Consider the following 12,904-nt stretch of genomic DNA (forward strand, 5'->3'; position numbering starts at 1 on the left):
AGGCCGGATTAAACGCTGCCCTCATCCGGCAGCAGGATTACTTATGACTCGCAGCAAACTCCGCTTTGGCTTTTTGCAGCTGCTGCTGGAACGCCGGATTGGTGTGCAGGGTGGCGACAACCGCCGAGCCGACCACGCGCGCGGCGTCCACGTCGCTCTGCCAGTGGTAACCACAAATCACCCGGCTTTGGCCCAGGTCGAAGCCGCGCTTGAGGATCTCATTCTGTCGCTGCGGGTTCACCTCCGCCAGCACCAGCGCCGTAGCCCAGCCAATCGCCGTATGGCCTGACGGGTAGGATCCATTCTTCGACAGCTCATCCTGATCTTTGGTATTGCAGGTTGGCACGTTGTAGAAGGCGAAAGGACGAATGCGCATGTACTTCTGTTTAGCGCCGCGTGTTGCCAGATCGCCCGCATCTTCAATCATATTGGTCAGCAGCTTGTGCAGCTGCGGCGCATCTTTTTCGGTGATCGGTGAACCGAACGCGCCGGAGAAGGCGTTGGCCACGCCGCCGCTGCTCAGGTTGGCGTCTTCAGCGGCAAGCTTGCCGCGCTCGGTATTGCGCAGTAAACGACCCTGCTCATACATCGCCTGATCGTTGAGAAAAGCGATGCTGCCCACTTCCGGCGGTGGCGGCAGCAGCGCCAGGCTATCAATCGCCTGGTCGTTTTTCAGGTAGTAGAGATCCGGTTTGGTGGTGGCATCATTTCCCGTTGGTACAAGAGCAAAGGCGTTGGCAGAAAGTAAACCCGCAAGGCAAAGGGTGATAAGGCTTTTTTTCATTAGAGATTCCTTAGATTTTTGACTGCAACAGCCATAGGTGGCTGTTGTCATATTTCTGTCATAATCTGCGCAAAATAACATTGCGGTGAATCGCAAAACCGCTCCTGCACCGTTCTGCTGCGGTGTGAACGCTTAAAAGATAACCAGCGATTATCACTCTTTCGCTCGCTTAATGAGCAACGGGGCGCGAAATCGGATTGTCACACTTACTACCTTACGGTTTGGGCGCTACCATAGCGCGATTGCAATGACAGGAGATGTCCATGAGCGAGCAAGCTATTCGTTTAACGCAATACAGCCACGGAGCCGGTTGCGGATGTAAAATTTCCCCCAAAGTGCTGGATACCATTCTGCACAGCGAGCAGGCGAAGTTCATCGATCCAAGCCTTCTGGTTGGTAACGAGACGCGTGACGACGCCGCGGTTTACGACCTTGGCAATGGCACCTGCGTTATCAGCACCACTGACTTTTTTATGCCGATTGTCGATAACCCCTTCGACTTTGGCCGCATCGCTGCAACAAACGCCATCAGCGACGTCTTCGCGATGGGCGGCAAACCGATCATGGCGATCGCTATCCTCGGCTGGCCACTTGATAAGTTGCCGCCGGAGGTTGCCCGTGAAGTGATCGAAGGCGGGCGTTTTGCCTGCCAGCAGGCGGGGATTGCGCTGGCCGGTGGCCACTCAATCGATGCCCCGGAACCGATTTTTGGCCTCGCCGTCACCGGCGTGGTGCCGACCGAGCGCGTGAAGAAGAACAGCACCGCGCAGGCGGGCTGTAAACTCTTCCTCACCAAACCGCTGGGTATTGGCGTGTTGACCACCGCGGAGAAGAAATCCCTGCTTAAGCCGGAGCATGTCGGGCTGGCGACGGAGGTGATGTGCCGGATGAACCTCGCCGGTGCGGCCTTTGCCGATATTGAGGGTGTGAAAGCGATGACCGACGTCACCGGCTTTGGTCTGCTGGGCCACCTGAGCGAGATGTGCCAGGGCGCGGGCGTGCAGGCGCAACTTACCTACGCCGACGTGCCGAAGCTGCCTGGCGTGGAGGAGTACATTGCTCAGGGCGCGGTGCCGGGCGGTACGCAGCGTAACTTTGCCAGCTACGGCCATCTGATGGGCGAAATGCCGGACGCGGTGCGCAATCTGCTGTGCGATCCGCAAACCTCCGGCGGTCTGCTGCTGGCGGTGACGCCGGAGGCCGAAGCGCAGGTGAAAGCCACGGCGGCGGAGTATGGTATTGAACTGAGCGCCATTGGCGAGCTGGTCACCGCCCGCGGCGGTCGCCCGATGATTGAGATCCGATAAGTCGATGCGGTTATTTATTGCCGAAAAGCCCAGTCTGGCGCGCGCCATTGCCGATGTGTTGCCCAAGCCGCATCGCAAAGGCGATGGCTACATTGAGTGCGGTAATGGCCAGGTGGTGACCTGGTGTATTGGTCACCTGCTGGAGCAGGCGCAGCCGGATGTCTATGACAGCCGCTATGCGCGCTGGAACCTGGCGGATTTGCCCATTGTGCCGGAGAAGTGGCAGCTGCAGCCGCGCCCGTCGGTGCTCAAGCAGATCAATGTTATTAAGCGTCTGCTTGCCGACGCCGACGAAGTGGTGCATGCCGGTGACCCGGATCGCGAAGGGCAACTGCTGGTGGATGAAGTGATTGACTACCTGCAACTGCCCGCGGAAAAGCGCCAGCATGTGCAACGCTGCCTGATTAACGATCTCAACCCGCAGGCGGTGGAGAGAGCGATTGGGCGGCTGCGCGCCAACAGCGAGTTTATTCCGCTCTGCGTCTCGGCGCTGGCCCGCGCCCGCGCAGACTGGCTTTACGGCATTAATATGACCCGCGCCTATACGCTTTTAGGCCGCAACGCCGGGTATCAGGGGGTGCTCTCCGTTGGGCGTGTCCAGACCCCGGTGCTGGGGCTAGTGGTGCGGCGCGATGAAGAGATTGAGAACTTCGTCTCGAAAGATTTTTTTGAAGTGAAAGCGCACATTGTGACGCCCGCCGGGGAGCGGTTTACCGCCCTCTGGCAGCCGAGCGATGCCTGTGAGCCTTACCAGGATGAAGAGGGGCGCCTGCTCCATCGCGCGCTCGCGGAGCATGTGGTTAACCGCATTAGCGGTCAACCGGCGATGGTCACCGCCTATAACGATAAACGGGAATCAGAACTGGCACCGTTGCCGTTCTCCCTCTCCTCACTGCAGATTGAGGCGGCGAAGCGTTTTGGCCTGAGCGCGCAGAATGTGCTCGATATCTGCCAGAAGCTGTATGAAACCCACAAATTAATTACCTATCCGCGCTCCGACAGCCGCTATCTGCCGGAGGAGCACTTCGCCGGTCGCCATGCGGTGCTGAACGCGATTGGCGTGCATGCCGCCGATCTGCTGCCGCAACCGGTGGTTAACCCCGATACGCGCAACCGCTGCTGGGATGATAAAAAGGTGGATGCTCACCACGCCATCATTCCGACCGCGCGCAGCTCGAAGGTGAGCCTCAGCGATAACGAAGCCAAAGTCTACAACCTGATTGCGCGGCAATATCTGATGCAGTTCTGCCCGGATGCGGTGTTCCGCAAGTGCCAGATCGATCTCGATATCGCCAACGGCAAGTTTATCGCCAAAGCGCGTTTCCTGGCGGAAGCGGGCTGGCGTACGCTGCTCGGTGCGAAAGAGCGCGATGAAGATGATGACGGCACGCCGCTGCCGGTGGTAGCAAAGGGCGATGAATTGTTGTGTGAGAAGGGCGAAGTGGTGGCGCGCCAGACGCAGCCGCCGCGCCACTTCACCGATGCGACGCTGCTCTCTGCAATGACCGGTATTGCGCGCTTTGTGCAGGATAAGGATCTGAAAAAGATCCTGCGCGCCACCGATGGATTAGGCACCGAAGCGACGCGCGCGGGCATTATCGAACTGCTGTTTAAGCGCGGCTTTCTGGTGAAGAAAGGGCGCTATATTCACTCTTCCGATGCAGGACGGGCATTGATCCACTCGCTGCCGGAGATGGCGGCGCGACCCGATATGACCGCGCACTGGGAGTCGGTGCTGACGCAGATCAGCGAAAAAGAGTGTCGCTACCAGGACTTTATGCAGCCGCTGGTCGGCACGCTGCATGAGTTGATCCACCAGGCGCGCAGCACCCCGGTGCGGCAGTTCCGCGGCCTGGTGGCACCCGGCGGCGATAAGAAAAAATCCTTCGCCAAAGGAAAGAGTAAGAAACGCCCGCCCGCGGCGGAAGCGCCTGCCTCGTAATTCCGTCAGCAATGCCCGATGGCGCTGCGCTTATCGGGCCTACAAAAGCGTGCCACCTCGTAGGCCGGATAAGGCGTTTATGCCGCCATCCGGCATTCTGCACCGTATCTGATACCCTGCCTGATGGCGCTGCGCTTATCAGGCCTACAATAGCGTGCTAACCCGTCGGACGGATAAGGCGTTTATGCCGCCATCCGGCACTCCGCACCGGTTCTGCAAATTGCCCGATGGCGCTGCGCTTATCGGGCCTACAACAGCGTGCTAACCCGTAGGCCGGATAAGGCGTTTACGCCGCCATCCGGCAATGCGCGGCGGTTAAATCACGCCCTGGGCGATCATCGCGTCGGCGACTTTAACAAAGCCCGCGATATTCGCACCGCGCACGTAATGCGTCTGCTTCTCTTCGCCGCCGTACTCCACGCAGGCCTGGTGAATATCCAGCATGATGTGCTGCAAACGGGCATCCACCTCGTCGGCTTTCCAGCTGATGCGTCCTGCATTCTGCGCCATCTCCAGACCCGATGTCGCGACACCGCCGGCATTCGCCGCTTTGCCCGGGGCAAACAGCACGCCCGCGTCGAGGAACAGATCCGTCGCTTCGATGGTGGTCGGCATATTTGCCCCTTCGGCTACCGCTTTGACGCCGTTGGCGATAAGCGTCTGCGCGGCCTCAACGTCCAGCTCATTCTGCGTGGCGCAGGGCAGCGCGATATCGACCGGCACTGACCACGGTTGTTTCCCTTCCAGATAGGTCAGGCCAAACTCCCGCGCATAATCGGCGACCCGGCCGTCGCGGCTCGCCTTGATCTCGCACAGGCGCGCCAGTTTTTCCGCCGTGAAGCCCGCTTCGTCAACCACCGTTCCCGCAGAGTCAGAGGCGGTAATCACGCGCGCGCCGAGCGACATCGCTTTCTCAATCGCGTACTGGGCAACGTTACCGGAGCCGGAAACCGCCACGCGCATCCCTTCAAAGCCAAGGCCGTGGCGCTCCAGCATCGCCTGGGTGAAGTAGACCAGGCCGTAGCCGGTCGCTTCCGGGCGGATCAGGCTGCCGCCAAACGAGAGGCCTTTTCCGGTAAAGACGCAGGCGGTGTTGTTGGAGAGCTTTTTCATCATCCCGGCCATAAAGCCCACTTCGCGCCCGCCTACGCCGATATCGCCAGCAGGCACATCGGTGTCTGCGCCAAGGTGGCGATAAAGCTCGGTGATCAGCGCCTGGCAAAAGCGCATCACTTCGCCATCGCTTTTGCCTTTAGGATTGAAATCGCTGCCGCCTTTACCCCCGCCCATCGGGAGCGTGGTGAGGGCATTTTTAAAGGTCTGTTCGAAGCCGAGGAACTTGAGGATCGATAAGTTTACCGAGGGGTGAAAGCGCATGCCGCCTTTATAGGGGCCGATGGCGGAGCTGAACTGCACGCGCCATGCGCGGTTAACCTGCACCTGGTTACGATCGTCTACCCAGGCGACGCGGAACTGAATCACGCGCTCCGGCTCAACCAGACGTTCAAGCAGCGAAAGCTGACGGTAGCGCGGGTTGGCCTCGAGAAAGGGCCAGAGGGTGCTCATCACTTCGCGAACGGCCTGGGAGAACTCCGGCTGGTGCGGATCGCGTTGATGAACAGTGTTGAGGAATGTTGCAAGAGAGGAGGTCTGATCCATAGATATAAGCGTCTCTTATTATGTTGATGAGTGTTGTTGTGTTTGCAATGCGCAAAAAACGGGCGCTTTTCGACTATAACATCGGCGACAGGCCACGCCGCAAGGGAAAATCTCGCTCATCAGATAAATTAAGAACCTGTTTACGGTCATAATGAAAAACGATGAAGCGGGAAACTAAAGTCCCGGAAAATAGATCCGTTATAGTAATAAGTGCAGTCAATCAAAAAGGAGAGGCTATGAGCCGATTTACAGGCGTTGCCGCCGCGTTATTGCTGATCGCATCGGGCAGCGCGCTGGCGGATCGCTACCCGTCACCGGATGTGGAAGTGAATGTGCCGGCTGAAGTATTCAGCAGCGGCGGGCAGACGCAAACGACACAGCCCTGCATGCAGTGCTGCGTCTACGGCAATCAAAATTACAGCGAAGGGTCGGTGATCAAAATGGAAGGGGTGCTGCTGCAGTGCCAGCGCGATGAACGCACGATTTCCACTAATCCGCTGGTGTGGCGTCGCGTAAAACCCTGAATGCCTCCAGTAGGGGGATATCCGCCGGAGCCAGCGCATAGGTGAGCGCGTCGGCGGGTGTCACCCACGCAAGCTCACTGTGATAATGGCGCGTTGGCTCGCCTGCAAAGGTGTGCACGTGCCAGGCGTGAAGCGTAATCAGCCGCCCGGAGACTTCGCGCTGGTGGCTGGCAACAAAGCGCGCCGGAACCGCCTCGATACCCAACTCTTCACGCAGCTCGCGCACCAGCGCCTGCGGCTGCGTTTCACCCGCTTCCACTTTGCCGCCTGCGAACTCCCATAAACCGGGTTGATCCGCGTGCGGCGGGCGTTGCGCGAGCAGAATATGGCCGTCGCGCTCAATGATAGCGGCGACCACGTCGATGCTCTTTGGCGTCTGCGTCATCAGAGTTTGAACGTCGCCCAGACCGGTGCATGGTCAGAGGGTTTTTCCATGCCGCGGATATCGTAATCGATGCCGGTCTCAATGCAGCGCTCCGCCAGCGGCTGGCTCGCCATCAGCAGATCGATACGCAGCCCGCGGTTATCATCAAAGCCTCTTGAGCGGTAATCAAACCATGAGAAGCGATCCGTAGTGTCCGGGTTGGCTTCGCGGTAGGTATCCACCAGCCCCCAGTTTTTCAGGCGTTCCATCCACTCACGCTCTTCCGGCAGGAAAGAACATTTACCGGTACGCAGCCAGCGCTTGCGGTTCTCCTCCCCGATGCCGATATCGAGATCCGTCGGGCTGATATTCATATCGCCCATAATCAGCACCGGGTTCTCGCGCTTCAGTTCGTTATCGAGGAAGTGTTGCAGATCCCGGTAGAACTTCTCTTTTGCCGGGAACTTGGTCGGATGGTCGCGGCTTTCGCCCTGCGGGAAGTAGCCATTAATTACCGTGATATTGCCAAGCGGGGAGGGGATCTCCGCCATGATGATGCGACGCTGTGCCTCTTCGCCATCTTCCGGGAAGCCGCGACGCACCAGAACCGGTGTCTCTTTGGTCAGCAACGCCACGCCATAGTGACCCTTCTGGCCGTGATAAAAGACGTTGTAACCGAGACGCGCCACCTCTTCGAGGGGGAACATATCGTCATGGACTTTCGTCTCCTGCAAACCAATCACATCGGGCTGGTGTTGTTCGACGATTGCCTGAAGCTGGTGGGGTCTGGCGCGCAGGCCGTTGATATTGAACGAGACAAATTTCATAGTCGCAGCCACTTAATGGGGTGAAAGATGCAGGAATGTTATCAGAGTTTACTTTCAATCACTGCCACTTATTCCGACGTTCATCGCGTCTGCGCAAAAATCAGGCCAGCTGCCTCTTTTCAGGGCGCGCTGCGCCAAAATGGGGCGCGTTGGCAGAATTAATTTCGCGGACGATCACAGTTCCAGAATTAAATTTCATAAATGCATAAACTATCGCTAAATCCCGCCCTGGTTCGCCGCAATATCTAAAATTATTCACTTTTTATGCATGATAAGCGAATAGCGATCGGTTGTAAGTTATTGAAATAACGTTGTTGCACGCCGTTTATGCATTTTTCCCTCTAGCTGGCACGAAGCGTGCAATCTACATTAAGGGCGAAAACGTCATTTTTATTAACATTTATTCAACCATTTATTTACCGGTGAGGTCGCTATGTCTCTGTCTGTTACGCGTGAAAATTTCGATCAATGGATGCTGCCGGTCTACGCGCCTGCGCCCTTTATCCCGGTTCGCGGCGAGGGCTCACGTCTGTGGGATCAGCAGGGCACGGAGTATATCGACTTCGCTGGCGGCATTGCGGTTAACGCGCTGGGCCACGCTAACCCGGTGTTGTGCAAAGCATTAAGCGAGCAGGCGGCGAAGTTCTGGCATACCGGCAATGGTTACACCAACGAGCCGGCGCTGCGGCTGGCAAAACGGCTGATTGATGCCACCTTTGCCGACCGCGTCTTCTTTTGTAACTCCGGGGCGGAAGCCAACGAAGCGGCGCTGAAACTGGCGCGTAAATATGCTCACGACACCTTTGGCGCGCAGAAGAGCGGCATTGTCGCCTTCAAAAATGCCTTCCACGGCCGCACGCTCTTTACCGTCAGCGCCGGGGGTCAGCCCGCCTATTCACAGGATTTCGCGCCGCTGCCGCCGCAGATCCAGCATGCCACCTTTAACGATCTCGCCTCTGCCAGCGCCCTGATTAACGACGACACCTGCGCGGTGATTGTTGAGCCGATGCAGGGCGAGGGCGGCGTGGTGCCTGCCGATCCGGCCTTTTTACAGGGGCTGCGCGAGATCTGCTCCCGCCACAATGCGCTGCTGATTTTTGATGAAGTGCAGACCGGCGTCGGTCGCACCGGCGAGCTCTATGCCTATATGCACTATGGCGTGACGCCGGATGTATTAACCACCGCAAAAGCGCTCGGCGGCGGCTTCCCGATTGGCGCGATGCTCACTACCGAAACCTTCGGCAAGGTGATGAATGTTGGCACCCACGGCACCACCTATGGCGGTAACCCGCTGGCGGGCGCGGTGGCAGGCGCGCTGCTTGATACCGTCAACACCCCGCAGATGCTCAACGGCGTGAAACAGCGCCACGAGTGGTTTACCGAACAGCTCAACGCCATCAACGCCCGTCACCTGCTGTTCAGCGACATTCGCGGCCTTGGGCTGTTGATTGGCTGCCAGCTGGTGCCCGCCTTTAGCGGTAAAGCGAAGCAGATCTCCCAGCTGGCGGCGGCGGAAGGGGTAATGGTGCTGATTGCCGGTGGCAACGTGCTGCGCTTCGCCCCGGCGCTGAATATCAGCGAAGAGGAGGTGCGCATCGGCCTTGAGCGCTTTGCCCGCGCCTGTGAAAAATTCCTCTCGGAGAGCACAACATGATGGTGATTCGTCCGGTCGCGGCAAGCGATCTCGCAGCCCTGATGAAACTCGCTGGCAAAACCGGCGGCGGTTTAACTTCACTGCCCGCCGATGAGGCAACCCTGGCGGCGCGTATTGAGCGCGCCCGCCAGACCTGGCAAGGCACGCTGCCGAAGGGCGAGCAGGGCTATGTCTTTGTGCTGGAAGATACCCAGAGCGGCGAAGTGGGCGGCATCTGCGCCATTGAGGTCGCCGTCGGGCTAAATGATCCCTGGTACAACTACCGCGTTGGCACCCAGGTACACGCCTCGAAAGAGCTGAATGTCTACAACGCGCTGCCGACGCTGTTTCTCAGTAACGATCACACCGGTAGCAGCGAGCTCTGCACGCTGTTTCTCGATCCCGCCTGGCGCAAAGCGGGCAACGGCTACCTGCTGTCGAAATCGCGCTTTATGTTTATGGCGGCGTTTCGCGATCGCTTCAATGAGAAAGTGGTTGCCGAAATGCGCGGGGTGATTGATGAGCACGGCTACTCCCCCTTCTGGGAGAGCGTGGGTAAACGCTTCTTCTCGATGGAGTTTAGCCGCGCGGATTATCTCTGTGGCACCGGGCAGAAAGCTTTTATTGCCGAGCTGATGCCGAAACATCCGATCTATACCCACTTCCTCTCGGAAGAGGCGCAGTCGGTGATTGGTCATGTCCATCCACAAACCGCGCCTGCGCGCGCGGTGCTGGAGAAAGAGGGGTTCCGCTACCGCAACTATGTCGACATCTTTGATGGCGGGCCGACGCTGGAGTGCGACATCGACCGCGTGCGGGCGATCCGCAAAAGTCGGCTGGTGGCGATTGGCGAAGGGCAGCGCGCGCCGGGCGAGTGGCCAGCCTGCATGGTCTCGAATGAGCGCTATGACGATTTTCGCGCGATGCTGATCAATGTTGACCCGCAGACGGAACGGCTGCTGCTGTCGGCGGGCGAGCTGGATGCGCTGAAGTGTCAGCCCGGCGATAGCGTCCGGCTGGTGCGCCTGTGTGCGGAAGAGAAGAGTGGTGAGGAGAGAGCGCAATGAGTTTATGGATCAACGATGAGTGGATAAAGGGCCAGGGCGCACGGCGGGAGAAAACCAACCCGGTGAGCCACGACGTGCTGTGGCAGGGCTTTGATGCGGATAGCGCCCAGGTCGGGGCGGCTTACCAGGCCGCGCGCGCCGCTTTCCCCGCCTGGGCGCGCCAGCCCTTTAGCGCCCGCCAGGCGATCGTGGAGAAATTTGCCGCGCTGCTGGAGAGTAATAAAGAAGAGCTGACAACGATCATCGCCCGCGAAACCGGCAAACCGCGCTGGGAAGCCGCCACCGAAATCTCCGCGATGATCAACAAAGCGGCAATCTCGGTAAAGGCATATCACACGCGCACCGGCGAACAGCAGACGGAGATGGCCGACGGCGCGGCAACCCTGCGTCATCGCCCGCACGGCGTGCTGGCGGTGTTTGGCCCCTATAACTTCCCCGGCCACCTGCCAAACGGGCATATCATCCCGGCACTGCTGGCGGGCAATACGCTGCTGTTCAAACCGAGCGAGCTGACGCCGTGGATCGGCGAGGCGGTGGTGAAACTGTGGCAGCAGGCGGGCTTACCGGCTGGCGTGCTCAACTTATTGCAGGGCGGGCGCGAAACTGGCCAGGCGCTGAGCGCGCTGGCAGGGCTGGATGGGCTGCTGTTTACCGGCAGTGCCAATACCGGCTATCAGCTGCATCGCCAGTTGGCGGGTCAGCCAGAGAAGATCCTCGCGCTGGAGATGGGCGGCAATAACCCGCTGATTGTTGAAGATCCTGATGATATTAATGCGGCGGTGCATCTGGCGATCCAGTCCGCCTTTGTAACCGCTGGTCAGCGCTGCACCTGCGCGCGGCGGCTGCTGGTGAAACGCTCGGCGGCGGGCGATGCCTTCCTGAAAAGGCTGGTGGAGGTTGCCAGCAAGCTGATACCGGCTGCCTGGGACGCCGAGCCGCAACCCTTTTTCGGCGGGCTGATCTCACCCCAGGCGGCGGAGCAGGTCTATCACGCCTGGCAGGAGCATGAAGCGCGCGGTGGCAAAACGTTACTGGCTCCGCGTCTGCTGGCGGCGGGCACCTCTCTGCTGACGCCGGGCATTATTGAGATGACTGCGGTGGGCAACGTGCCTGATGAAGAGGTGTTTGGCCCGCTGCTCTGCGTCTGGCGTTATGACGACTTTGACGATGCGATTACGCTTGCGAACAACACGCGCTATGGCCTCGCCTGCGGCCTGATTTCGCCGCAGCGGGAGAAGTTCGATCGCCTGCTGTTGGAGGCGCGCGCCGGGATCGTTAACTGGAACAAGCCGTTAACCGGTGCGGCGAGCACTGCGCCGTTCGGCGGTGTTGGTGCGTCCGGCAACCATCGCGCCAGCGCCTGGTATGCGGCGGATTACTGCGCCTGGCCAATGGCGAGCCTTGAGACGGCGGATCTCTCTCTGCCGCAGAGCCTCAGCCCGGGCCTTGGCCATTTGCGTGAGGAGCAGCCATGAGCGCGCGTGAAGTGAACTTTGATGGCCTGGTCGGGCTGACGCACCACTACGCGGGTTTATCCTTCGGTAATGAAGCCTCGACTAAACACCGCTTTCAGCGATCCAACCCAAAGCTGGCGGCGAAGCAGGGGCTTTTAAAGATGAAAGCGCTGGCGGACGCCGGCTTTCCACAGGCGGTCATTCCGCCTCACGAGCGCCCGAACGTCGCTGCGTTACGCCAGTTAGGTTTTCGCGGTAGCGATGAACAGGTCGTTGAAAAAGCGGCAACCCAGGCGCCGGAACTGCTCTCTGCTGCCAGCTCCGCTTCAGCGATGTGGGTGGCGAATGCCGCCACCGTCTGCCCGTCGGCAGACGCCGAGGATGGCAAAGTCCACCTGACGGTGGCGAACCTGAACAATAAGTTCCACCGCTCAATCGAAGCGCCCACCACCGAAGCGCTGCTGCGGGCGATTTTCCGCGATCCGCACACCTTCAGCGTGCACGGCGCGCTGCCGCAGGTGGCACGTTTTGGTGACGAGGGGGCCGCGAACCATAACCGCTTCGGCGGCGAGTATGGCGATGCGGGGGTGCAGCTCTTTGTGTATGGCCGCGAAGAGGGCAACGAACTGGCTCCCGGGCGTTATCCGGCGCGCCAGACGCTGGAGGCAAGCCAGGCCGTTGCCCGCCTCAACCAGGTGCGTGCGCATCAGGTGGTCTATGCTCAGCAAAACCCGGAAGTTATCGATCTGGGCGTATTCCATAATGATGTGATTGCGGTCTCCAACCGCCAGCTGCTGTTCTGCCACGAGCAGGCGTTTGCCGGGCAGCCTCAGCTGCTGGCAGAACTTGCGGCAAAAGTGCCGGGCTTTATGGCGATCGAAGTGCCGCAACAGGCGGTATCGGTCACAGACGCGGTGGCAACTTACCTGTTTAATAGTCAATTATTGAGCCATGATGATGGACGCATGACCCTGGTGTTGCCGCAGGAGTCGCAGGAGCATGCGGGCGTCTGGCGTTACCTCAACGACCTGCTGGCGCAGGATAACCCGATTAGCGCCCTTAAGGTCTTCGATCTGCGCGAAAGTATGGCGAACGGTGGCGGGCCAGCCTGCCTGCGTTTGCGGGTGGTGTTGAGCGAGGCGGAACAGCGGGCGGTCAACCCGGCGGTGATGATGAACGATAGGCTGTTTACCGCGCTCAATGCGTGGGTAGACAAATACTATCGCGACCGTCTCACGCAGGCCGATTTAGCCGATCCGCAGCTGCTGCGCGAAGGGCGTGAAGCGCTGGATCGCCTCACTCAACTGTTGGATCTCGGGTCGGTTTATCCTTTTCAGCGTTAA

At 59.4% G+C, this 12,904-nt stretch carries 11 protein-coding genes; 7 read left to right on the forward strand and 4 right to left on the reverse strand.

The window, feature by feature from the left end:
* Positions 1 to 37: 37 nt before the first annotated feature.
* Positions 38 to 784, reverse strand: a complete 747-nt coding sequence (gene phoC, locus IAE50_RS02215) for an acid phosphatase PhoC (RefSeq protein ID WP_042712399.1) — start codon at positions 782 to 784, stop codon at positions 38 to 40.
* Positions 785 to 1,047: 263 nt separating this feature from the next.
* Here phoC and selD point away from each other — a divergent pair, with 263 nt between their 5' ends.
* A complete protein-coding gene (selD, locus tag IAE50_RS02220; RefSeq protein WP_200133149.1) occupies positions 1,048 to 2,091 on the forward strand; it encodes a selenide, water dikinase SelD in 1,044 nt (347 codons plus the stop codon).
* Between the two features lie 4 nt (positions 2,092 to 2,095).
* Complete coding sequence (locus IAE50_RS02225) at positions 2,096 to 4,033, forward strand: DNA topoisomerase III (protein WP_094420109.1); 1,938 nt, start codon at positions 2,096 to 2,098, stop codon at positions 4,031 to 4,033.
* A gap of 315 nt (positions 4,034 to 4,348) precedes the next feature.
* Here the strand turns inward: IAE50_RS02225 and gdhA are convergent, their stop codons facing one another.
* Complete coding sequence (gene gdhA / locus IAE50_RS02230) at positions 4,349 to 5,692, reverse strand: NADP-specific glutamate dehydrogenase (RefSeq protein WP_200579453.1); 1,344 nt, start codon at positions 5,690 to 5,692, stop codon at positions 4,349 to 4,351.
* Between the two features lie 236 nt (positions 5,693 to 5,928).
* Here gdhA and IAE50_RS02235 point away from each other — a divergent pair, with 236 nt between their 5' ends.
* Entirely contained in the window at positions 5,929 to 6,216 is a 288-nt protein-coding gene (locus IAE50_RS02235) for a DUF1496 domain-containing protein (RefSeq protein ID WP_200579454.1), read from the forward strand.
* Here IAE50_RS02235 and IAE50_RS02240 read toward each other — a convergent pair.
* Positions 6,182 to 6,601, reverse strand: a complete 420-nt coding sequence (locus IAE50_RS02240; RefSeq protein ID WP_128483087.1) for a pyrimidine (deoxy)nucleoside triphosphate diphosphatase — start codon at positions 6,599 to 6,601, stop codon at positions 6,182 to 6,184. The two genes, IAE50_RS02235 and IAE50_RS02240, sit on opposite strands and share 35 nt — an antisense overlap.
* Positions 6,601 to 7,407 (reverse strand): exodeoxyribonuclease III, encoded by an 807-nt coding sequence (gene xthA / locus IAE50_RS02245; protein WP_200579455.1) that lies wholly within the window; start codon positions 7,405 to 7,407, stop codon positions 6,601 to 6,603. Before xthA ends, IAE50_RS02240 begins: the two co-directional genes overlap by 1 nt.
* 433 nt (positions 7,408 to 7,840) lie before the next feature.
* Here xthA and IAE50_RS02250 point away from each other — a divergent pair, with 433 nt between their 5' ends.
* From IAE50_RS02250 to astB, 4 genes are read left to right on the forward strand one after another with little or no spacing between them, the layout of a single operon-like run.
* Positions 7,841 to 9,061, forward strand: a complete 1,221-nt coding sequence (locus tag IAE50_RS02250; RefSeq protein ID WP_200133145.1) for an aspartate aminotransferase family protein — start codon at positions 7,841 to 7,843, stop codon at positions 9,059 to 9,061.
* Positions 9,058 to 10,107, forward strand: coding sequence for an arginine N-succinyltransferase (gene astA, locus IAE50_RS02255; RefSeq protein ID WP_200133144.1), 1,050 nt, complete (start codon positions 9,058 to 9,060; stop codon positions 10,105 to 10,107). Before IAE50_RS02250 ends, astA begins: the two co-directional genes overlap by 4 nt.
* Positions 10,104 to 11,582: a succinylglutamate-semialdehyde dehydrogenase gene (gene astD / locus IAE50_RS02260; RefSeq protein ID WP_200579456.1), complete on the forward strand. Its 1,479-nt coding sequence runs from the start codon at positions 10,104 to 10,106 to the stop codon at positions 11,580 to 11,582. Before astA ends, astD begins: the two co-directional genes overlap by 4 nt.
* Complete coding sequence (gene astB, locus IAE50_RS02265) at positions 11,579 to 12,904, forward strand: N-succinylarginine dihydrolase (RefSeq protein ID WP_200579457.1); 1,326 nt, start codon at positions 11,579 to 11,581, stop codon at positions 12,902 to 12,904. The genes astD and astB overlap by 4 nt, the downstream gene beginning before the upstream one ends.

This window comes from Kosakonia sp. S42 (genome assembly GCF_016624785.1).
Lineage (GTDB): Bacteria > Pseudomonadota > Gammaproteobacteria > Enterobacterales > Enterobacteriaceae > Kosakonia > Kosakonia cowanii.